At 73.2% G+C, this 21059-nt stretch carries 23 protein-coding genes and 1 tRNA gene; 6 read left to right on the forward strand and 18 right to left on the reverse strand.

Annotated features, from left to right (window positions below):
• Positions 1-35 precede the first annotated feature (35 nt).
• The 4 genes from OVN18_RS02690 to OVN18_RS02705 all read right to left on the reverse strand — a co-directional run bounded on the left by OVN18_RS02690 (position 36) and on the right by OVN18_RS02705 (position 3286).
• Positions 36-965 (reverse strand): Gfo/Idh/MocA family protein, encoded by a 930-nt coding sequence (locus OVN18_RS02690; RefSeq protein WP_267782873.1) that lies wholly within the window; start codon positions 963-965, stop codon positions 36-38.
• Positions 966-1081: 116 nt separating this feature from the next.
• Positions 1082-2014, reverse strand: a complete 933-nt coding sequence (locus OVN18_RS02695) for a hypothetical protein (protein ID WP_267781757.1) — start codon at positions 2012-2014, stop codon at positions 1082-1084.
• A gap of 180 nt (positions 2015-2194) precedes the next feature.
• A tRNA-Thr gene (locus tag OVN18_RS02700) sits at positions 2195-2270 on the reverse strand.
• An 89-nt stretch (positions 2271-2359) separates the two neighbouring features.
• Positions 2360-3286 (reverse strand): DsbA family protein, encoded by a 927-nt coding sequence (locus tag OVN18_RS02705; RefSeq protein WP_267781759.1) that lies wholly within the window; start codon positions 3284-3286, stop codon positions 2360-2362.
• A gap of 250 nt (positions 3287-3536) precedes the next feature.
• Here OVN18_RS02705 and OVN18_RS02710 point away from each other — a divergent pair, with 250 nt between their 5' ends.
• Positions 3537-4640: an ABC transporter ATP-binding protein gene (locus OVN18_RS02710; RefSeq protein ID WP_267738029.1), complete on the forward strand. Its 1104-nt coding sequence runs from the start codon at positions 3537-3539 to the stop codon at positions 4638-4640.
• 134 nt (positions 4641-4774) lie between these two features.
• Positions 4775-6103 carry a DUF4032 domain-containing protein gene (locus OVN18_RS02715; protein ID WP_267781761.1) on the forward strand — a complete coding sequence of 443 codons (1329 nt, stop codon included), beginning with the start codon at positions 4775-4777 and terminating at the stop codon, positions 6101-6103.
• Between the two features lie 70 nt (positions 6104-6173).
• Here OVN18_RS02715 and rlmB read toward each other — a convergent pair whose 3' ends face one another.
• The 4 genes from rlmB to OVN18_RS02735 form a co-directional block, all read right to left on the reverse strand.
• Positions 6174-7181: a 23S rRNA (guanosine(2251)-2'-O)-methyltransferase RlmB gene (rlmB, locus tag OVN18_RS02720; RefSeq protein WP_267738031.1), complete on the reverse strand. Its 1008-nt coding sequence runs from the start codon at positions 7179-7181 to the stop codon at positions 6174-6176.
• Complete coding sequence (gene cysS, locus OVN18_RS02725; RefSeq protein ID WP_267781763.1) at positions 7174-8568, reverse strand: cysteine--tRNA ligase; 1395 nt, start codon at positions 8566-8568, stop codon at positions 7174-7176. The genes rlmB and cysS overlap by 8 nt, the downstream gene beginning before the upstream one ends.
• Positions 8569-8590: 22 nt before the next feature.
• Positions 8591-9760, reverse strand: a complete 1170-nt coding sequence (ispD, locus tag OVN18_RS02730) for a 2-C-methyl-D-erythritol 4-phosphate cytidylyltransferase (RefSeq protein WP_267782875.1) — start codon at positions 9758-9760, stop codon at positions 8591-8593.
• A gap of 72 nt (positions 9761-9832) precedes the next feature.
• Positions 9833-10315 (reverse strand): CarD family transcriptional regulator, encoded by a 483-nt coding sequence (locus tag OVN18_RS02735; protein WP_168916370.1) that lies wholly within the window; start codon positions 10313-10315, stop codon positions 9833-9835.
• Positions 10316-10535: 220 nt separating this feature from the next.
• On the opposite strand from OVN18_RS02735, the gene OVN18_RS02740 reads away from it, so the two are divergent.
• Positions 10536-11009, forward strand: coding sequence for a hypothetical protein (locus OVN18_RS02740; RefSeq protein WP_267738034.1), 474 nt, complete (start codon positions 10536-10538; stop codon positions 11007-11009).
• Positions 11010-11120: 111 nt separating this feature from the next.
• Here OVN18_RS02740 and OVN18_RS02745 read toward each other — a convergent pair whose 3' ends face one another.
• Entirely contained in the window at positions 11121-11801 is a 681-nt protein-coding gene (locus OVN18_RS02745) for a response regulator transcription factor (protein WP_267781765.1), read from the reverse strand.
• Positions 11798-12961, reverse strand: a complete 1164-nt coding sequence (locus OVN18_RS02750) for a sensor histidine kinase (protein WP_267738037.1) — start codon at positions 12959-12961, stop codon at positions 11798-11800. Before OVN18_RS02750 ends, OVN18_RS02745 begins: the two co-directional genes overlap by 4 nt.
• Positions 12962-13123: 162 nt before the next feature.
• On the opposite strand from OVN18_RS02750, the gene phoU reads away from it, so the two are divergent.
• Positions 13124-13777, forward strand: coding sequence for a phosphate signaling complex protein PhoU (gene phoU / locus OVN18_RS02755; protein WP_267738038.1), 654 nt, complete (start codon positions 13124-13126; stop codon positions 13775-13777).
• 15 nt (positions 13778-13792) lie between these two features.
• Here phoU and OVN18_RS02760 read toward each other — a convergent pair whose 3' ends face one another.
• Entirely contained in the window at positions 13793-14263 is a 471-nt protein-coding gene (locus tag OVN18_RS02760; RefSeq protein ID WP_267781766.1) for a hypothetical protein, read from the reverse strand.
• A gap of 2 nt (positions 14264-14265) precedes the next feature.
• On the reverse strand, positions 14266-15009 hold the full coding sequence (locus OVN18_RS02765) for a phosphoglyceromutase (RefSeq protein WP_267781768.1): 744 nt from the start codon (positions 15007-15009) through the stop codon (positions 14266-14268).
• Between the two features lie 83 nt (positions 15010-15092).
• Between OVN18_RS02765 and OVN18_RS02770 the strand changes: the two genes are divergently transcribed.
• Entirely contained in the window at positions 15093-15932 is an 840-nt protein-coding gene (locus OVN18_RS02770) for a class I SAM-dependent methyltransferase (protein ID WP_267781769.1), read from the forward strand.
• A gap of 37 nt (positions 15933-15969) precedes the next feature.
• Here OVN18_RS02770 and OVN18_RS02775 read toward each other — a convergent pair whose 3' ends face one another.
• From OVN18_RS02775 to OVN18_RS02790, 4 genes are all read right to left on the reverse strand, one after another.
• Entirely contained in the window at positions 15970-17070 is a 1101-nt protein-coding gene (locus OVN18_RS02775) for an FUSC family protein (RefSeq protein ID WP_267781770.1), read from the reverse strand.
• 13 nt (positions 17071-17083) lie between these two features.
• Entirely contained in the window at positions 17084-18241 is a 1158-nt protein-coding gene (gene ygfZ, locus OVN18_RS02780) for a CAF17-like 4Fe-4S cluster assembly/insertion protein YgfZ (RefSeq protein WP_407666056.1), read from the reverse strand.
• Positions 18234-18830 (reverse strand): FABP family protein, encoded by a 597-nt coding sequence (locus OVN18_RS02785; RefSeq protein WP_267781772.1) that lies wholly within the window; start codon positions 18828-18830, stop codon positions 18234-18236. Before OVN18_RS02785 ends, ygfZ begins: the two co-directional genes overlap by 8 nt.
• Positions 18831-18960: 130 nt before the next feature.
• Positions 18961-19227, reverse strand: a complete 267-nt coding sequence (locus OVN18_RS02790; RefSeq protein ID WP_267738046.1) for a hypothetical protein — start codon at positions 19225-19227, stop codon at positions 18961-18963.
• Between the two features lie 50 nt (positions 19228-19277).
• Here OVN18_RS02790 and OVN18_RS02795 point away from each other — a divergent pair, with 50 nt between their 5' ends.
• Positions 19278-19967, forward strand: coding sequence for a winged helix-turn-helix transcriptional regulator (locus OVN18_RS02795; RefSeq protein WP_267738047.1), 690 nt, complete (start codon positions 19278-19280; stop codon positions 19965-19967).
• A 20-nt stretch (positions 19968-19987) separates the two neighbouring features.
• Here OVN18_RS02795 and OVN18_RS02800 read toward each other — a convergent pair whose 3' ends face one another.
• A complete protein-coding gene (locus OVN18_RS02800; protein WP_267781774.1) occupies positions 19988-20635 on the reverse strand; it encodes an arsenate-mycothiol transferase ArsC in 648 nt (215 codons plus the stop codon).
• Complete coding sequence (locus OVN18_RS02805; RefSeq protein ID WP_267738050.1) at positions 20635-21045, reverse strand: arsenate reductase ArsC; 411 nt, start codon at positions 21043-21045, stop codon at positions 20635-20637. The genes OVN18_RS02800 and OVN18_RS02805 overlap by 1 nt, the downstream gene beginning before the upstream one ends.
• Positions 21046-21059: the final 14 nt, after the last annotated feature.

Consider the following 21059-nt stretch of genomic DNA (forward strand, 5'->3'; position numbering starts at 1 on the left):
CATGATACGCAGGGCCGTCGGCAGGGGCATCCCGCTCAGGCCTCGTCGGCGGCGTAGCGCACGCCCACCTGGCGGCGCACCTCGTCGAGCAGGCCCATGATCGCGACGGTCTCCTCCAGCGGCAGGGATGCCGGCGCCTCACCCGCGATGCGCCGCTCCATCTCGGCGGCCTGGTACTGCATGCCGCGCCCCTCGACGCGGCTCTCGTAGCGCTCGATCTCGTGCCACTCCCGGTCGCGCACGGTGAAGGAGGTCGGCACGTAGAAGGTGCGATCGATCTCGATGGAGCCCTCGGTGCCGATCACGGCGGCGCGGTTCGGGCCCGCGGTGTCGAGCGCGGTGTGGAGCACGGCCTGACGGCCGTCGGCGTAATCGAGGATCATCGCCGTCTGCCGGTCGACGCCCGTCGGCGTGAGCGCGGCGTGGGCCCGCACGCCCTGCGGCATGCCGAGCACGTCGACGGCGAAGGCGACCGGGTAGATGCCGAGGTCGAGCAGGGCGCCGCCGCCGAGCTCGGGGTTCTGCAGGCGGTGCTCGGGGTTCGTCGGCAGCGCCTGGGTGTGATCGGCGAGCACGGTGCGCACCTCGCCGAGCACGCCGGAGGCGAGGATCTCGCGCAGGCGCACCATGTGCGGCAGGAACCGCGTCCACATCGCCTCCATCACGACGACGCCCGCGGCCGCGGCCGCGTCGGCGACGCGCTGCGCCTCGGGCTGCGTGAGCGTGAACGCCTTCTCGACGAGCACGTGCTTGCCGGCCTCGATCGCGAGGACGGCGTTCGCGGCGTGGTGCGAGTGCGGGGTGGCGACGTAGACGACGTCGACCTCCGGGTCGGCGACGAGCTGCTCGTAGCCGCCGTGGGCCCGGCCGATGCCGAACTCGGCGGCGAAGGACTCGGCGGCCTCGGCACGGCGCGAGCCGACCGCCGTGACGGCGTGGCCGGCGAGCAGCAGGTCGGCGGTCATCGAGCGGGCGATGCCGCCCGTGGCCAGGATCCCCCAGCGCGGTCGAGTGCTCACAGGTCGGCCTTCCCGCGGCCGGCGTCGGCACCGTCCGCGAGGACGAGCCTAGGCGGTGCCGGTCAGCAGCTCGCCCAGCGGGCGGCGGCGCGGGTGAAGCTGTACGGCTCGTTCGGCACGCCCCCGTGCGTCATCGCGAACAGGATGCACACCCCGGCGACGCTCGCCCCCGGCTTGTACAGCGAGGCCCGGTGGCTGCTCGAATCCCACCACTTCTGCGCGACCGAGGCCCCGGTGTTGCCCGTGCCGCCGGCGAGGTTGCCGTCGCAGCCCGTGCTCGGCACCCCGTCGCTGCGCTGCGAGCCGGCGTGACCCCAGGCGCTCAGCGGATCGGTCGAGGGGTCCTCCGCCATCCAGAAGAGCCGCTGCTCCATGCAGCCGTCGTAGCGGATGCGCTCGACGGGGATGGGCGGCAGGCAGTTGCTCACGCGGATCTGGTTGTACGCCTGCGCGAACTGCGCGAGGTCGGAGGAGGTCGTGCCGGCGACGCCGAGCGGCGAGGCCGCCCCCGGAGCGCCCGCCGTGGCGCCCCCGGGCAGGCCGGCGCAGGTGCCGGCCGCGGTCGATCCGGCGGGGGCAGACGCCCCTCCCGTCGCCCGCGAGGACGCGGCAGCCGCCTCGGCCGCGGCCTGGGCGGCGGCCGCCTGCGCCGCGGCCTCAGCGGCCTCAGCAGCGGCGGCAGCCGCTGCGGCGGCTGCGGCGGCAGCGGCAGCGGCCTTCGCGCGCCCGGCGACCTGCAGACCCGCGGGCTCGGCGGCGAGGGCGCGGGCGACCGCCGCGGCGCGCGCACGACCCGCGGCGGGCGCGGGGTCGGCGACGACGTCGTCGATCATGCGGATGATCGGCTCATCCTGCTCTCCGGCCGATGCGGAGGCGGTCACCGCCCCGGCCGACGGCGTCGTCGACGACCCGAGGCCGGCGGCGCCGAGGAACGGCACGGCGACGAGAACGGCCGCCGCGAGCGCGGTACCGGCGAACGTGGATGTGCGCGCCATCGTCGGGCTCCCCCCAGAGCATCCATGTGAGCGGCGGCCCCCCGGCCGCTGCAGAGCCACCGTACGGGCCGCGCACGGCGCCCGCCAAGCCTCGGCGGGCCGCGGCCGGTCGGTCCACCCCCGCACTGGGGGCGCGTCGCTGCGCGGAGCACCCCCGGTCAGGGGGCATGGGAGCGGGAGTGGAGCCCCGTACAGGATTCGAACCTGCGACCTGCTGTTTACAAGACAGCTGCTCTACCAGCTGAGCTAACGGGGCGCGCGGTGGAGGGCGAGGGCCAGCCTACCCGCGGCGCCTCGCCGCCGGCAGACTACGCGTGGATGCCCGGCTCGCGCCGCGACCGCCGCTCAGGGCGCCGCGGGAGAGGGGGAGGGCGACGGCGACGGCGAGGGCTCGAGATCGACGTCCCCGCCCGCCGCCTGCAGGATGAACTGCGAGAAGTCGGCCGCGTCGAAGGGATCGGTGCCCGGGTACCGCACGCCGTTCACGAGCACGAGAGGGGTGCCGCCGAGCGACTCGACCTCGGTCGAGGCCACCGGCAGCGGGCCCGCCTGCGCGCGCGTCGTCGCCGCCTCGACCCAGGGGGCGAAGCGGCGCTCCTCGATGCAGCGCTCCATCGAGCCGGAGTCGGCGCCCGCCTCCTGCACGAGGTCGAGCAGCTCGCCGTCGGTGAGCCCCTCGGTGTCGGGCTCCGGCTGAGCGGCGAAGAGCGCCGCGTTCACCGCGGGGAACGCCGCGGGCGCGAAGTTCGCCGTGCACGCCGCGGCGTTCGCCGCGCGCAGGGAGTACTGCGTGCCCGCCGAGCGGTTGGTCAGCGTCGCGAGCGGGTGGATCTCGAGCGTCGCGGCCCCGGAGTCGACGAGGGTCGTGAGGAGGTCATCCATCTCGGTCTGGAAATCGGCGCAGACGGGGCACAGGTAATCGGTGAAGACCACGACGTCGACGACACCGGCCGCACTCGGCTCGGAGGGGGTGGGTGCCTCGCCGGGCTCGAGCCCTGCCGTGGTCTGCACCGCGAAGCCCGCATCGAAGCGGATGCCGTCGCTCGCCATGTTGCGCGGGCCGGGGCCCTCCGGTCGCACGGAGCCGACGATGACGACGGCGACGATCGCGACGACGGCGATCGCGGCGATGCCGAGCCCGCCCTGCAGGAGCAGCCGGGTGCGGCGGTCCTTCTTCTTCTGCGTCGCCCGCAGCTGACGCGCCTTGTCGCGGGCTTCGGCGCGGCGCTCGATCATGCCCTCCGAGCCGGTCGCCGCGTCGCTGTCCGTCATGAGTGGTCCTCTTCGGTCTCGGGTGAAGGCGTCGTGCCGTCCGCAGTGCCGCAGGAGCGCGGGAGGAGCGGGTCGGGCGCGAACGGCCCCGGGAAAGGGTACGGCGTCCTCCGCCCGGTATCCAGTCGAGCCATGATCAGTGGCATACTGAGCCCTGACGACCGGGGTCGCTCATCCCGGCCCCCGGGTCGTTATTCCATTCACTACGGATCGTCCGGCACGTACCTGCCGGTGAAGGAGAAGCACAACCATGGCATCAGTCACGTTCGACAAGGCCACCCGCCTGTACCCCGGATCGACCGTTCCCGCGGTCGACGCGATCGACCTGCAGGTCGCCGACGGCGAGTTCCTCGTCCTCGTCGGCCCCTCCGGCTGCGGCAAGTCGACCACCCTGCGCATGCTCGCCGGCCTCGAAGAGGTCAACGACGGCAACATCTTCATCGGCGACCGCAACGTCACCGACGTGCCGCCGAAGGACCGCGACATCGCGATGGTGTTCCAGAACTACGCGCTCTACCCGCACATGACCGTCGCCGAGAACATGGGCTTCGCCCTCAAGATTGCCGGCATCGCCAAGGAGGAGCGCGCCACCCGCGTGCTCGAGGCAGCCAAGCTGCTCGACCTCGAGCCCTACCTCGACCGCAAGCCGAAGGCGCTCTCGGGCGGCCAGCGCCAGCGCGTCGCCATGGGCCGCGCCATCGTGCGTCAGCCCCAGGTGTTCCTCATGGACGAGCCGCTGTCGAACCTCGACGCCAAGCTGCGCGTGCAGACCCGCACCCAGATCGCCTCGCTGCAGCGCCGCCTCGGCGTGACCACGGTCTACGTCACGCACGACCAGACCGAGGCCCTCACCATGGGCGACCGCATCGCCGTGCTGAAGGACGGCGTGCTGCAGCAGGTCGGCACCCCGCGCGACCTGTACGAGACGCCGCGCAACGTGTTCGTCGCCGGCTTCATCGGCTCGCCCGCCATGAACCTGTTCCCCGCCACCATCGTCGACGGCGGCGTGCAGTTCGGCACCGGCGTCGCCCCGGTCGACCGCGACTCGCTCTCCGACGCCACCGACGCCTCGGTGACGGTCGGCGTGCGCCCCGAGGACCTCATCGTCGGCGCCGCCGGCAGCCAGGGCCTCACGGTCGAGGTCGACGTCGTCGAGGAGCTCGGCGCCGACGGCTACCTCTACGGTCACGCCGACGTCAACGGCCAGCGCGTCGACGTCGTCGCCCGCGTCGACGGCCGCGTGCACCCCAACGCCGGCGAGACCGTCGTCGTGAGCCCCGAGCCGCGCCACGTGCACGTCTTCGACACCGGCACCGGCCTGCGCCTCAACCGGGCGCCGATCACCGCCGGCTGATCGGGATCACTGCCTAGCGAGGGCGGGCGCGTCGCACGACGCGCCCGCCCTCGCGGCGTTCCCGACGACGATCGCCGAGCCTCCCCCGACCGATCCCCCTCCCCGCCTCCCGCCCCGACCCGCGAAGGGCCGCCATGAGCGCATCGCTGAACATCACCGCCGCCGTCGTCGACCCCGGACTGCTCGACCTGCCGTGGAACCTGCCCCTCGACGTCTGGCCCGACGACGCGATCGCGGCCCTGCCGAAGGGCATCTCGCGCCACCTCGTGCGCTTCGTGCACCTCAGCGGCTCGGTCGTCGCCATCAAGGAGACGACGGAGGAGATGGCGCGGCGCGAGTACGACATGCTGCGCACGCTTCAGCGCCTCGAGATCCCCTGCGTCGACCCCGTCGCCGTGATCACCGGACGGCTCGACGACGAGGGCAACGAGCTCATGCCGGTGCTCGTCACCCGTCACCTGCGCTTCTCGCTGCCGTACCGGGCGCTCTACTCGCAGACGCTGCGGCCCGACACCGCGACCCGCCTCGTCGACGCCCTCGCCCTGCTGCTCGTGCGCCTGCACATAGTCGGCTTCTTCTGGGGCGACGTCTCGATCTCGAACACGCTGTTCCGGCGCGACGCGGGAGCCTTCGCCGCCTACCTCGTCGACGCCGAGACCGGCCAGCTCTACGAGGGCGGCCTCTCGAACGGCCAGCGCGAGAACGACCTCGAGATCGGGCGCGTCAACATCGCCGGCGAGCTGCTCGACCTCGAGGCCGGCGGGCGCCTCGACGACAACGTCGACGCCGTCGAGGTCTCGAACCGCATCATCGAGGCCTACCGCACGCTCTGGAAGGAGCTCACGGGCTGGGAGTCCTTCGACCGCTCCGAGCGCTGGCGCATCACGCAGCGCGTCGAGCGGCTCAACGACCTCGGCTTCGACATCGAGGAGCTCGCCATCCGCACCGACGGCGACAGCACCGAGGTGCGCATCCAGCCGAAGGTGGTGGATGCCGGGCACCACACCCGCCGCCTCATCCGACTGACGGGCATCGACGCCGGCGAGAACCAGGCCCGGCGCCTGCTCAACGACCTCGACTCCTACGTCGCGGCGAACTACCCGAACCGGGATGCCGACGAGGAGGTCGTCGCCCACGAGTGGCTCGTGCGCGTGTTCGAGCCCGTGGTGCGCGCGATCCCGAGGGATCTGCGCGGCAAGCTCGAAGGGCCGGAGGTCTTCCACCAGCTGCTCGAGCACCGCTGGTACCTCTCGCAGAACGAGAAGCGCGCCATCCCGCTCGCCGAGGCCCTCAGCTCGTACATCGACACGGTGCTGCGCCACCGCCGCGACGAGGCGACCGTCATCGCGCCCATCACCGAGTCGATCAGCCTGCCCGGCGCCCTCGACACCAGCGAGATCGAGCTCGCGCTCGACGATGATGACGACGAGATCGTCACGGGGTCGTGGCGCGACAAGGTCTGAAGGGCTGATCCTCTCAGCGGCCCCCCGCGGGCCGCGCGACACGCCCCGACCGCGGGCCGGACCGCTGCCGCTACTTCGCCCCGCGCCTCCGCGCCACCTCGTACAGCGTGACGCTCGCCGCGATGCCGGCGTTCAGCGACTCCGTCGCCGAGGTGATCGGGATGGAGACGATCGCGTCGCACGTCTCGGTGACGAGGCGGGAGAGGCCCTTGCCCTCGCTGCCGACGACGATGACGATCGGCTGATCGGCGAGCTCGAGCTGCGGCAGCGAGACGTCGCCGCCGCCGTCGAGCCCGAGGATGAACATCCCCTCGCTCTTCAGCTGCTTGAGCGTCTGCGTCAGGTTCGGGGCCATCGCGACGGGGGTGCGCGCGGCGGCGCCGGCCGAGGTCTTCCAGGCGGCCGCGGTGACGCCGACCGATCGGCGCTGCGGCACGATGACGCCGTGCCCGCCGAACGCGGCCGTCGAGCGGATGATCGCCCCGAGGTTGCGCGGGTCCGTCACGCCGTCGAGCGCCATGATGAGCGGCACCTGCCCCTTCTTGCGGGCGGACTCGACGAGGTCGAGCGGGTGCGCGTACTGGTACGAGGGCACCGTGAGGGCGATGCCCTGGTGCACCGAGTCGGGGCCGGTGAGGCGCTCGAGCTCGGGCCGCATGATCTCGAGCACGGGCACGCCGCGCTTGGTCGCGAGGCCGAGGGCCTCCTTGACGCGGTCGTCCATCTCGACGCGCGCCGCGATGTAGAGCGCCGTCGCGGGGATCTTCGCCCGCAGGGCCTCGACCACCGAGTTGCGACCGCTGAGCACCTCGTGGTCGCCGGCGCGCTTGGCCGAGCGCGGGCCGCCGCTCGTCGAGGTCGTGGCGCTGGGCTTGCGGTCGGGGGTGCGGCCGCCGCGCGAGCGCGCCTCCTCGAGGCGCTCCTGCGCGATCTTGCGCTTGCCGGCCGGGTGCCAGGTGCGGTCCTCGGCCTTGGGGGTCGGGCCGCGGCCCTCGAGAGCCTGGCGGCCCTGGCCCCCCGATCCCACGGTGGGGCCCTTTTTCGTCCTGCGTGCGCCGGGGCGCCCCTGCTTAGCCATCGAGTCTCCAGTCGGTTCCATCCGGGGTGTCGTCGAGCAGGATGCCCGCCCCGGCCAAGTCGTCGCGGACGCGGTCCGCGGTGGTCCAGTCGCGCGCCTCGCGGGCGGCGCGCCGCTCGTCGATGAGGCGCCGTATGAGCGCGTCGAGGGCGGCGTGCTCGCCGTCGGCCGCACTCGAGCCCCCCGGGCTCGCGAGGTCGAGCCCCAGCACCCGGAGCATGGCGGCGACCTCGGCGGCGCTCCGGGCGGCGGTCTCGGCATCGTCGGCGTCGAGGGCGGCGTTGCCCGCGCGCACGGCCTCGTGCAGGGCGGCGAGGGCCTGCGGCACGGCGAGGTCGTCATCCATCGCCGCGACAAAGGCCGCGGGGACCTCGCCGACGGCGACGGGCGCGCGCTTCGCGGCCCGGGCGAGGAAGGTCTCGATGCGGGTGAGCGCCGCCTCCGACTCGGCGAGCGAGCCCTCGGTGTAATCGATGGTCGAGCGGTAGTGCGCCGAGCTCAGCCAGTAGCGCACCACGGCGGGGCGGGCGGAGGCGAGCAGGTCGGCGGCGAAGACCGAGTTGCCGAGCGACTTCGACATCTTCTGCCCGCCGACGGTGACGAGGCCGTTGTGCACCCAGTGCGCGGCGAACTCGTCGCCCGCGGCGCGGGACTGCGCCAGCTCGTTCTCGTGATGCGGGAACCGCAGGTCGAGCCCGCCGCCGTGGATGTCGAAGGAGTGCCCGAGGTAGCGCTGCGCCATGGCCGAGCACTCGATGTGCCAGCCCGGGCGACCGGGGCCCCAGGGCGAGTCCCAGCTCGCGCTCTCGGGCTCGTCGCTCTTCGGGCCCTTCCAGAGCGCGAAGTCGCGCGCATCCCGCTTCGCCCGTGCAGGCGCGTCCTCGGCGGCGTCCATGTCGTCGGGGCTCTGCCGGGTCAGCTCGCCGTAGGCGGGCCACGAGCGCACGTCGAAGTAGACGTCGCCGCTCGCGTCCTCGGCCGGGTAGGCGTGGCCTCGCTCGATGAGCCGGGCGATGATCGCGTGCATGCGATCGATGCTGGCCGTCGCCCGGGGCTCGTAGGTCGGCGGCAGGATGCCCAGCGCGCGGTACGCGGACGAGAACTCGAGCTCGACCCGGTACGCCAGCGCGTACCACGGCTCGTCGTCGCCCGCGCTCTGCAGGATCTTGTCGTCGATGTCGGTGACGTTGCGGATGAAGGTCACGGCGTAGCCGCGGTGGGTCAGCCAGCGCCGCCACAGGTCGTAGACGAGCGCGCTGCGGAGGTGCCCGATGTGCGGCGCGGACTGCACCGTCGGGCCGCAGACGTACATGCCGACGCGGCCGGGAACCCGCGGAGCGAGGTCGACGACGGCCTGCCGGAGGCTGTCGTGCAGGCGGACGCTCATCCGCCCAGCCTACCGGCCGCGGTCAGGCCGACAGGAGGGCCGTCGCGACGGCCGTGACGCCCTCGCCGCGCCCGGTGAACCCGAGGCCGTCGCTCGTCGTCGCGGCGACGCTGACGGGGGCTCCCAGAAGGCCGGTGAGCAGCGCCTCGACCTCGTGGCGGCGGGGCGAGAAGCGCGGGCGGCGCGCGACGACCTGCACGGCCACGTTGACGATCTCGAAGCCCGCGGTGCGCACGAGCTCGACGGTGGCGCTGAGGAACACGGCACCGCGCGCATCGGCGAACCGCGGATCGTCGACGCCGAAGCGCGAGCCGATGTCGCCGAGGCCCGCGGCCGAGAGCAGCGCGTCGCACACGGCGTGGCTGATCGCGTCGCCGTCGCTGTGCCCGGCGAGGCCGGGCTCGTCGGGCCAGTACAGGCCGCCCAGCCACATCGGCGCCGCCTCGTCGTAGGCGTGCACATCGATGCCGATGCCCGTGCGCAGGCGCGGCCGCTCGGATTCGAGCAGCAGCTCGGCCCGGCGCAGATCCCACGGGGTGGTGATCTTGAAGCCGTGCGCGTCGCCGTCGACGGCGACGATCTCGCCCCCGGCCGCGGCGAAGACCCCGGCGTCGTCGGTGTGCTCGGCCGTCGCGGACTCGAGGGCGGCGCGGTAAGCGGCGGCCGGGAACCCCTGCGGGGTCTGCACGGCGGCGAGCTCGCTGCGGTCGACCTGCCCGACGACGCGCCCCTCGGCGTCGCGGCGGGCGATGGTGTCGATGACCGGCATGACGGGGATGACCCCCGCGCCGGCCTCGCGCACGCGGGCGAGGACCCGCTCGAACACCGCCACTGGCTGCAGCGCACGGGCGGCGTCGTGCACGAGCACGGCATCGCACTCCGTCGGGAGCGCGGCGATGCCCCGGGCGACGGAGGCCTGCCGGGTCGCCCCGCCGTCGACGACCTGGATGTGGTCGCGCACGGCCCCGCCGATGCGCTGGGCGATGTCGCGGGCCTGCTGCCCATGGCTCGTCGGCGCGACGATGACCACGGACGCCGGCTCGGCGAGGGAGAGCACGGTGGCGAGCGATCGCTCGAGCAGCGAGCGTCCGGCGAGCGCGACGAACGCCTTCGGTTCGGGATGCCCGAGCCGGGTACCGCTGCCCGCCGCGACGATCACGATGCCGAGCGACGGCACGACGTCAGTCACCAGCGGGCTCGGTCACGGTCGGGGTCGCACACGCGGGGGCTCGGTCGGGAGCGCGCTCGGTCGGGAGCGGGGAGCTCAGGACGCGAGAACCTCGTCGAGGACCGTCGAGGCCTTCTCCTCGTCGGTCTTCTCGGCGAGGGCGAGCTCCGAGATCAGGATCTGGCGGGCCTTGGCGAGCATGCGCTTCTCGCCGGCGCTGAGGCCGCGGTCCTGATCGCGGCGCCACAGGTCGCGCACGACCTCCGACACCTTGATGACGTCGCCGGAGGCGAGCTTCTCGAGATTGGCCTTGTAGCGGCGCGACCAGTTGGTCGGCTCCTCGGTGAACGGCGCGCGGAGCACCTCGAACACCTTGTCCAGGCCGTCCTGGCCGATGACGTCGCGCACGCCGACGAGGTCGACGTTGTCGGCCGGCACCTCGATGGTGAGGTCGCCCTGGGTGACGTTGAGCTTCAGGTACAGCTTCTCTTCACCCCGGATCGTCCGGTTCTTGACCTCAATGATGGTTGCCGCACCGTGGTGGGGGTAAACGACCGTCTCGCCGACCTGAAAAAGCATGGATGATGGTCCTTCCGCAGAACTGCCAGTCTACCACAGCTGTTTCTCAGCCTTCCGCGGTCGGTCCCGGTCGACCGCACGAGCGCCCCGCCGGAGCGCCCCGCGGCCGCGTGCCCGCCGCGGCGCTCCGCCCGACTAGACTGGGATCCGCTTCTGCATGCCTGGGCGCGCCCCGGCGCACGCGGACGCCGCCGATCGACCGTGCTCTGGAGGCTCTCCCGTGAAATCCCGTACCGCCGCTGCTGTCGCCCTGTCCGCGGCGCTCCTGCTCGGAACGACGGGGTGCACCTTCGGTGCCGAGATCGCCACGAACATCGAGTACGAGCCCAGCGACGGCGTCGGCGGCACGGTCGGCGACCTCTCGCTGCGCAACGCCCTGCTCATCGGCGAGGACGGCGACGTGCTGAACCTCGTCGTCAGCATCGTGAACTCGGGCGACTCCGCCCGCAACCTCACCGTGCAGTGGGAGGGCGAGAGCGGGCGCGAGAGCGCTGAGTTCTTCGTGCCGGCCGGCGACCTCGTCTCGATCGGCGCCGACCAGGAGGTGCTCGTGACGGGCACCGACGCGACCATCGGCTCTCTCGTGCCCGTCTTCTTCCAGTACGGCGACGAGCCGGGCACCGAGCTCCTCATCCCCGTGCTCGACGGCGCTCTGCCCGAGTACGAGCTCTTCGTCCCCAGCACCGAGGAGTAGGCGCCCAGCAGTCGGCACCGCGGCGTAGGCGCCGCGCCACCCGCCGGGACGCGCCATCCGCCCCGCGGCGGCGGCGCCTCGAGGGCGCCGCGCCGACGGGGTCCCGAGCGGCTAGGCCTCGAAGCGGTAACCGAGCCCGCGCACGGTCAGCAGCAGCTGCGGGTTCGACGGGTCCTTCTCGATCTTCGAGCGGATGCGCTTGACGTGCACGTCGAGCGTCTTGGTGTCGCCGAAGTAGTCGGCGCCCCAGACGCGGTCGATGAGCTGACCCCGGGTCAGCACGCGGCCGGCGTTGCGCAGCAGCAGCTCCAGCAGCTCGAACTCCTTGAGCGGCATGGCGACCGTCGTGCCGTCGACGCTCACCTGGTGGCGGTCGATGTCCATGCGCACGCCGCCCGACTCGAGCACGCCGGGGTCCACGTCCTCCTCGTCGACCCGGCGCCGCAGCACGGCGCGGATGCGGGCGAGCAGCTCGCGCGTGGAGTACGGCTTGGTGACGTAGTCGTCGGCCCCGAGCTCGAGACCCACGACGATGTCGACCTCGCTGTCCTTCGCCGTCAGCATGATGATCGGCACGGAGGAGCGCTGCCGCAGCTCGCGGCAGACCTCCGTGCCGGGCAGGCCCGGCAGCATGAGGTCGAGCAGCACGAGGTCGGCGCCGCCCCGGTCGAACTCCGCCAGAGCGGCGTTGCCGTCGTCGGCGACGACCGTCTCGTAGCCCTCTCGCGAGAGCAGGTAGGCGAGCGGCTCGCTGAGCGAGGGCTCGTCGTCGACGATGAGGATGCGGATCATGCGCGGGCCTTCACGGGTTGGGGTGCCGCCGACGGTTCGTCGACGACGCGGGGGATGCGGATGGTGAACGTGGAGCCTCGGCCGGGCTGCGACCACACGCGCACGTCGCCGCCGTGGTTCTGAGCCACGTGCTTGACGATGCTGAGGCCGAGGCCGGTGCCGCCGGTGGCCCGGGCACGGGCCTGGTCGACCCGGAAGAACCGCTCGAACACGCGGTCGAGCTCCTCCTCCGGAATGCCGATGCCCTGGTCGGTGACGGCGATCTCGACGACGTCGTCCCGCTGGGAGACGCCGATGCCGACGCGGGCCGGCGCGACCGAGTACTGGATGGCGTTGGCGATGAGGTTGTGCACCGCCGAGACGAGCATCGCCTCGTCGCCCCAGACGCGGGTGCGGCGGTCGCCGCCGCTGACGAGCTGGATGCGCTGGGCATCCGCCGTCACGCGGTTCTGATCGATCGCGGCGGTGATCACGCGGTCGATGTCGACCTGCTGCGGGTCGGCGAGGGCGTCGGCGGCCTGCAGGCGCGAGAGCTCGATGATCTCCTGCGTCATGCCGGCCAGACGCTGCGACTCCTTGCTGAGCCGCTTCGCGAAGCGCTGCACCTGGGCCGGGTCGTCGGCCGCGTGCTCGAGGGCCTCGGCAAGAAGCCCGACCGCGCCGATCGGCGTCTTGAGCTCGTGGCTGATGTTGGCGACGAAATCGCGGCGCACCGCGTCGAGGCGCACCGACTCCGTCCTGTCCTCGGCGAGCAGCAGCACGAAGCGCGTGCCGAGGCGGGCGATGCGCACGGTGAGGTGGATGCTCGCGTCACCGAGCGGGCCACGGGCGAGATCCACCTCCTGCGTCAGGGGCTCCCCCGACCGGCGCACGGTGTCGACGAGCGCCAGCAGGCTGGGGTGCACGAGCGTGCGCTGCCAGACGAGCCCGAGCGCGATGGCGCCGGGCGAGGCCTTGACGACGTTGTTGCTCGGGTCGAGGACGGCCCCTGCCGACTCGAGCGCGTCGAGCACCTGCTCCACACCGTCGGGCACGGCGGTCGAGACGACCTCGGCCGCCATGCGCCCCCGTCGCACCGCGACGACGACGGTGGAGACGGCTCCGCCCCCGATCACCGCGCCGAGCACGAGAGCGAGGGGCACCAGCAGGGCCGCGTCCATGAGGACTAGATTAGACACCGGCGCGGCCCGCGGAGATCGTCATCCGCCCCGCGGGAGGCGGTTGGCCGATTGTTCACCATCGGGTCGATGGTCGTTCACCCTCCCGCACCAGTCTTGCCCTGACTGTGCCCCGCCCCGACAGATGTAAGGACGTAACGGATCATGCGCGAAGTCTTCCAGCAGGAGCTGCGCGAGGTGCAGGAGCGCCTCGTCGAGATCGCCGACCTGGTGGCGGTGTCGATCGACAATGCGACGCGCGCCTTCAGCCACTCCGACGTCTCGCTCGCCGAGACGGTCATCGCCGACGATGACAAGATCGACCTCGCGGCCGCCGAGCTCGACGAGCTCGCCATCAACATCCTCGCCCGTCAGCAGCCGGTCGCCCGCGACCTGCGCATCGTCGTCAGCGCCCTCCGCATCAGCGCCTCGCTCGAGCGCATGGGCGACATGTCGGAGCACATCGCCCAGCTCGCCCGCTACAGGTTCCCCGACAAGGTCGTGCCGAAGAGCCTGCGCCCGATCTTCACCGAGATGGGCCAGCTCGACGTCGAGATCGCCCGCAAGCTCGTCGAGCTGCTCAAGACCGAGGACGTCGCGATCGCGGAGCAGATCCGCAACGAGGACGACCGGATCGACGCCCTGCACCTCAGCGTCTTCGACAAGGTGCTCGGCGAGACCTGGAAGGGCCAGGCCGTCGACACGGTCGACGCCACCCTCGCCTCGCGCTACCACGAGCGCTTCGCCGACCACGCCGTCTCGATCGCCAAGAAGGTGCAGTACCTGGCGACCGGCGACTGGGTGCCGGTCGACGCGTAACCCCCGCCGCGCTCGCTAGAGCAGCGGCATCTGGTCGATGACCCGACGGCGCGAGCCGTCGCCCTCCGGCGCGCAGTCGAGGATCGCGACGGCGCGCAGCTCGACGCGCTCGCCGCGCTCGATGCGCTCCTCCGCGGTGATCGAGACGGCGGGGCGGAACCCGCGGCCCACGCGGCCCGGGTCGTCGACCCGCACCCCGAGGTCGCGCAGCTCTCCGATGAGGGCGCGGTGGGCATCCACGATCTCGCCCGCCTCGTCGAGCAGCGTCACCTCGGTGCCGTCGTCGTGCTCTTCGTCGTCGCCCCCGCGCGCGGCGAAGCCGGGGAACGCTGCGACCGCCTGCTCGACGGCCTCGGCGACCTGCCCGAGATCGGCATCGGTCGACGCGCTCGAGAGCAGGGTGACGTGCAGCGGCAGCGCTCCGGCGGCGTACTCGCTGTCGAGCGCGACCGGCTCGAGGAACGAGACGACCGCGAAGCGCAACACCGCTACTTCTTGCCCTGGGCGGCGACGGCCGCGGCGCCCGCGGCGGCGGCCTCCGGGTCGAGGTACTCGGCGGGCTTCACCGGGCGGAACGCGTCGTCGAGCTCGTAGACGAGCGGGATGCCCGTGGGGATGTTGAGCGCCGCGATGTCGTCGTCGGCGATGCCGTCGAGGTGCTTCACGAGCGCGCGCAGCGAGTTGCCGTGGGCGGTGACGAGCACGGGCGCACCGGTGGCGAGATCCTTCGTGATGTCGCTCTCCCAGTAGGGCAGCATGCGGTCGATCACGAGCTTGAGGCTCTCGGTGCGGGGCACCTCGCCGTCGATGCCCACGTAGCGGGGGTCGTGCACCTGGCTGTACTCGGCGTCGTCGTCGAGGGGCGGCGGCGGGGTGTCGAAGCTGCGGCGCCAGGTCATGAAGAGCTCCTCGCCGTGCTTCTCGAGGGTCTCGGCCTTGTTGAGCCCCTGCAGCGCTCCGTAGTGGCGCTCGTTGAGGCGCCAGCTGCGCTTGACCGGCAGCCAGTCGAGGTCGGCGACCTCGAGGGCGAGGTTCGCCGTGTGGATGGCGCGCTTGAGGAGGCTCGTGTACGACACGCGGGGCTCGAGACCGGAGGCCTTGATGAGCTCGCCGGCCCGGCGCCCCTCCTCGCGGCCCTTCTCGGTCAGCTCGACGTCCACCCAGCCGGTGAAGATGTTCTTCTCGTTCCAGACGGAGTGGCCGTGGCGCAGCAGGATGAGGGTGTGGGTCATGTGCTCCAGCCTAACGAGCGCGGGGCATCCCGTCGGCGCCGGATCGGGCGGGCGGGGGCGGCCGCGCACGGGAGAATGGCGGCATGGCCCGGCCGAGCAAAGCGCAGGGGCGGATCACCCGCGGCACGACCGGGGTCAACCGCCTGCGGCGCATGGACCGCTGGATCGCCGCCCACCCCGCCCTGCGCGAGGCCGCCGATCCGCTCGTCGTCGACCTCGGCTACGGCGCCTCGCACCGCACCCCCTCCGAGCTGCTCGACCGCCTGCGGCGGGTGCGCGACGACGTGCGCGTGGTCGGCATCGAGATCGACCCCGCCCGCGTCGAGGCCGCGCGGCCGTTCGCGCGTGAGGGACTGAGCTTCGAGCAGGGCGGCTTCGAGGTGCCGGTGGATGCCCGCCCCGCGGTCATCCGCGCCGCCAACGTGCTGCGGCAGTACGACGAGGCCGAGGTCGCCGCCGCCTGGGCGACCATGCTCGCGCGCCTGCAGCCGGGCGGGATGCTGCTCGAGGGCACGTGCAACGAGGTCGGCCGGGTGGCGAGCTGGGTGGGTCTGCGCGCGGCGGCGCCGGCCGGCGCCGGTCGCCCCGCCGTCGCGGCCGGCCCCGAGACCTTCACGATCGCGCTGCACCTCGACTCGCTCGGCGGACCGGAGTCGCCGGAGGGGCCGAGCGTCGTCGCCGAGCGGCTGCCGAAGGCGCTCATCCACCGAAACGTGCCCGGCGAGCGCATCCACGCGCTGCTGCGCGAGCTCGACGCGCAGTGGGCGATGAACGCGCCGCTCGCGACCTTCTCGGCCCGGCAGCGCTGGATCGCCGCGGTACAGGGGCTGCGCGCGACCGGCTGGCCCGTGCGCGACGGGGTCTCGCGGTGGCGGCTCGGCGAGCTCACCCTTCCGTGGGAGGCCGTGGCGCCGCGCGCCTGAGCATCGCCGCGCGCGTCGAGTCGACCGCGGGAGGGCGCTAGATCGGCGGCAGCGCCTGCCGCGCCTCGTGCGGCTCGAGCCCCGAGACCACGAGCACGTCGAAGACGAGCCCGCGCAGCAGCACGACGACGACCTGATCGGGCACGCTCACCGCGCCGGGCACGGCCTCGGGGGTGAGCACCCCGGCGAGCGCGAGCCCGAGGATGCGCGCGCGATCGCGCTCGGCCCGATCCTCGACGCTGCGCCCGAGCGCCCGCACGATGACGGCCGTCTCGTCGAGCAGCGCCCCGAGCCCGGGCCGCTCGACGCCGTCGCGCACGAGCACGTCGATGCGGCGGGCGATCGAGCGCACGTGCCGGGTCACGAGGTCGGCGGCGGCGAGCTGCTCGGCCTCCGCGGCGAGCCGGGCGCGGCCCCCGCGCAACCAGGGCGAGTAGGTGGCGACGGCGCGGGCCGAGTCGAGCGACTCCGTCCACCCGTCGATGAGCGGCTGCGTGCGCCGGCTGCGGGCGAGGGCGAGATCCGCCGCGGCCGCGTCGCCCGTGCGAAGAGCCCCGGCGAGCCCGGTGATCGACTGATCGAGCAGGGAGAACAGCGCGCGCGACTCCCCCTTCGTCGCGAGCACGTCGAGCCGCGGGATGAGCGCGGTGACGAGCAGCGCGATCACCGCGCCGACGACGCCGTCGAGCGCGCGCTCGAACACGCCGCCCGGCGGCGCGGGCAGCACGGCCACGAGCATCGACTGCACCGCGGCGGCGATCGCGAAGCCCGCCGAGGGCGACACGGCACGGGCGACCAGCAGGGCGAGGGCGAGGATGACGGCGATCTGCCACACCCCTCGGCCGAGCACCGTCACGAGGAGGGCGGCGACGATGATGCCCACCAGGATCCCGACCACGGTCTCGAGCACGCGCCGCGGCCGGGCGTCGCGGGCGAGACCGAGCGCGCTGATGACGACCGTCACGGCGACGAGGGGCACCTCGTGGCCGAGCACGTAGTGGGCGACGGAGTACGCGCCGACGGCGGCCACGACGATCTGCAGGATGGCGGGCAGCGAGCGCAGCACCCGCTGCGCGGCGGCACGGGCATCCATGCGGCGACGGATGCGCCGCTCGAGCCGCCGCATCGGATCGCCCATGGCGGGCACGGCTCTAGCGCCGCACGGCGCCGAGGCGGGGGATGCGCGGCACCCCGGCGGTCGCCCCCGCGGTCGGCGGCACGATCGTCTGCTGCGCCGCGGCGACGGGCACGACCTCGTCGGTCGGCGAGCCCTCGGCGTCGCGCACGACGGCGGGCACGGTCAGCGGCGCGGCCTCGTCGAGGGAGCGCTTGACGACGGCGAGACCGATCGGCCCGAGCTCGTGGTGGCGGGCGCTCGAGGTGAGGCGGCCGACCTCGACGTCGCCGGCGAGCACCGCCGAGCCGGGCTCGGGCAGCACCGAGGCGGAGCCGTCGAGGTGCAGCATGACGAGCCGGCGCGGCGGGTGGCCGAGGTTGTGCACCTTCGCCACCGTCTCCTGCCCGCGGTAGCAGCCCTTCGACAGGTGCACGGCCGAGCGCAGCCAGTCCAGTTCGTGCGGGATGCTGCGCTCATCGGCGTCGTTCAGGCGCGGCCGCCAGGCGGCCACGCGCAGCGCTTCGAGCGCGAGCGCGCCGGCCACGGCGACCTCGCCGCTGCGCACCCGCTCGGCGAGCGCCGGCAGCTCGGATCGCGGCACCAGCAGCTCGACGGCCGCGTAGCCCGCGGCCGGGTGCCCCTCGGCGGCGGCGTACTGCCAGCCGCCGTCGCGCACGGCGACCCAGGGGTCGCGCCACAGCAGCGGCTGCCCGTTCGGGGCGGCGGGCTCGACCAGCAGGGCGGCGTCGGCGGGCAGCAGCTGCCCGAGTGTCGCCCACTCGGCGCTGACGTTGGCGACCTCGACGCGCATCATGAAGCGCATGCGGTCGAACCAGGCCGCGAGCGGCGCGGCCTGCGCGGCGTCGACGAGCATCCAGGTGGTGACGCCGTCGTCGATGAGGCGGATGCTGTGCTCGAGCCGGCCCTGGGGGTCGAGCAGCAGCGTCTCGGCGCTGCCTCCGGCCTCGAGCGTCGCGACCGCCTGCGAGGTGAGCGAGTCGATCCAGCTCAGGCGGTCGGGGCCGGTGACGGTGACGACGCCGCGGTCGGAGAGGTCGACGATCGCGCGGCCCTGCTCGAGCATCCGCTGCTCGGCGACGGGCTCGCCGTAGTGGTCGGCCGTACCGGCGGGACCGGCGACGGCACCGGGGAGCGTCAGGAGCGGGGAGGCCAGCGCCGACGACTCACTCAACGCGGTTCAGCGTTCCCGAGGCGTGCGTGCGCAGGTCGTTGCCGAGCGCGGCGATGTCCCACGCCCACAGCAGGCGGCCGTCGACGAGTCCGTAGAGGCGCGTGGCCGCGGCGTACTCCTTGGCGCTCGCCGAGCGCATGACGGCGTCGGTCTGCAGGTCGATGCGGGCCCCGCCGACGGTGCCGAGGTAGAGCTCGCTGACGCCGCCGGGGTGGATGACCGCCACCTCGACCTCGAAGGCGCCGTCGGGGCGGCGCAGGGTCTCGACCGCCTCGGCGTCGGGGTAGGGCGCGGCGCCGACGCCCGGCAGCATGCCCGGGCCCGGGTCGCCGGGCTGCGCGGGGCGGTGCAGACGCCAGTAGCCGGCCTCGGCGTTGAGCGGCGTCTGGCTCTCGTCGAGCAGCCACGTGGTGGAGGAGTAGTTGAGGTAGTGCTGGCCGTCGTGGCTGAAGCTCACGCGCTGGCCGAACTCGTGCTCGCGCACGGTGCCCGCGTCGTCGTAGTGGACGACGCCGGTGCCCTCCCAGACTCCGATGAGCCACGAGAGGGGGACGAGCTCGGCGGGCAGGGTCGTGTCGAGGGAGAACACGGCTGGGTGCTGGCCCTAGCGCTGGCCGCGGTAGAGGTTGCGCAGCACCACGAGCGAGACGCCGCCGATGGCGAGCGACGCGAGCCCCAGGAGTCCGAGGAAGAAGATTTCTAGCGCGAGCAGCATGACCTCATCCTACGCCCGCGAGGATGAGGATGAGCCCGGAGGCGAGCGCCATGAGCAGGATGATGCCCGTCACCGTGACGAGCATCCGGCGCACCAGTCCCTCCTTCGTCTGCAGGCTGACCTGGATGAGGAAGGTGAGCAGCACCGCGCCCGCCGCGATGACCGCGAGCGAGCCGGCCCGCTCATCGGCCTCGACGAGCAGCAGCAGGGCGATCACGCCCCCGACGACGGCGAGCCAGACCGGCAGTGCGGTGGCCAGGGTGCGCGACATGACCCCATGCTAGGGCGCGGCTACACTGGCCAGAACACCCTGGAGGACGAGTGGCCCAGCTTCTGATCCTGACCTCGCAGGGGAACGCCGACGTTCTCCCCGCGCTCGGTCTGCTCAGCCACCGTGCTCGTGCGATCCCCGCCGAGCCGGCCGCGCTCGTCGGCGCGCCGCCGGCCGACGCCATCCTCGTGGACGCGCGGTTCGATCTCGCCGCGGCGAAGGGCCTGTGCAAGATCCTCACCGCGACCGGCGCGGGCTCGCCCATCATCGTCGTGCTCACCGAGGGCGGCCTCACGGCCGTCAACGCCGAGTGGGGCATCGACGACGTCATGCTCGACACCGCGGGGCCCGCCGAGGTGGATGCCCGGCTGCGGCTCGCGATCGGCCGCCAGACCCGCGATGCCGCGGGGGCGAGCACGATCCGCGCCTCCGGCGTCGTCATCGACGAGGCGAGCTACTCGGCCAAGGTGCACGGCCGCACGCTCGACCTCACGTTCAAGGAGTTCGAGCTGCTGCGATTCCTCGCCGGGCATCCCAGCCGCGTCTTCACCCGCGAGCAGCTGCTCAGCGAGGTCTGGGGCTACGACTACTTCGGCGGCACGCGCACGGTCGACGTGCACGTGCGGCGCCTTCGCGCGAAGCTCGGCGACATGGAGTCGCTCATCGGCACCGTGCGCAACGTCGGCTACCGCTTCACCCTGCACGAGGACGAGCCCGAGGTCTCGCAGCTGCAGGCCTAGGGCTCCGGCCCGCCGTCATCTCAGCCGCGCGCTCCGACCGCCGGTTCGCGGATGCCCGCCACGAGCGCCTCGACGCGCTCGACGATCTCGTCCCGGATGGCGCGCAGTCCCTCGCGGCCGGAGGCGGCCGGGTCGGCCACCTCCCAATCCTCGTAGTGCCGCCCCGGCAGCACGGGGCAGGCGTCGCCGCAGCCCATCGTGATGACGTAGTCGGCGCCGCGCACGAGGTCGTCGGTGAGCGGCTTCGGGTACTCGTCGACCACGGGGACGCCGATCTCGTCGAGCACCTCGGCGACGGCGGGGATGATGCGCCCTGCCGGGTCGGAGCCCGCGCTCATGACGACGACCTCGTCGCCGGCGAGCGCGCGCAGCACGGCCGCGGCGAGCTGGGAGCGGCCGGAGTTCTCGACGCAGACGAAGAGCACGGAGGGGACGCCGTCGTGCTCGGCCGCCTCGGCCCGCACGATGGCGGCGAGGCGGTCGGCGGCGAAGTGCGCGGTCAGCGAGGGCAGGAACCGGGTGATCCTCGCCCCGCGCGCGAGCAGGCGGTAGCTGTCGTCGACGACGGCCTGCACGGTCTCGGGCCCGACGACGCCGCGGTACCGGCGCGCGAGACGGCCGGCGATGCGGCGCGCGACATCGGGCACCTCGAGGGGCGCGGCGCTCATCAGGCGGGCAGGATCTCGGCGAGGAGGGTCTGGATGCGGCCCTTGATCTCGTCGCGGATGGGGCGCACCGACTCGATGCCCTGCCCGGCCGGGTCGTCGAGCTCCCAGTCCTCGTAGCGCTTGCCGGGGAAGATCGGGCAGGCGTCGCCGCAGCCCATCGTGATGACGACGTCGCTCTCCTTCACAGCCTCGACGGTGAGCACCTTCGGCACGTTGTGCGCGATGTCGATGCCCTCCTCGGCCATGGCCTCGATGGCGACCGGGTTGATCTGATCCTTCGGGGCGGAGCCGGCGGAGAGCACCTGCACGCGGTCGCCCGCGAGGTGCTGGAGGTAGCCGGCGGCCATCTGGGAGCGGCCCGCGTTGTGCACGCAGACGAAGAGGACGGTGGGGGTCGCGGTGTCGGTCATGATCCAAAGCATAG

It is taken from the genome of Microcella daejeonensis (assembly GCF_026625045.1).
Lineage (GTDB): Bacteria > Actinomycetota > Actinomycetes > Actinomycetales > Microbacteriaceae > Microcella > Microcella daejeonensis.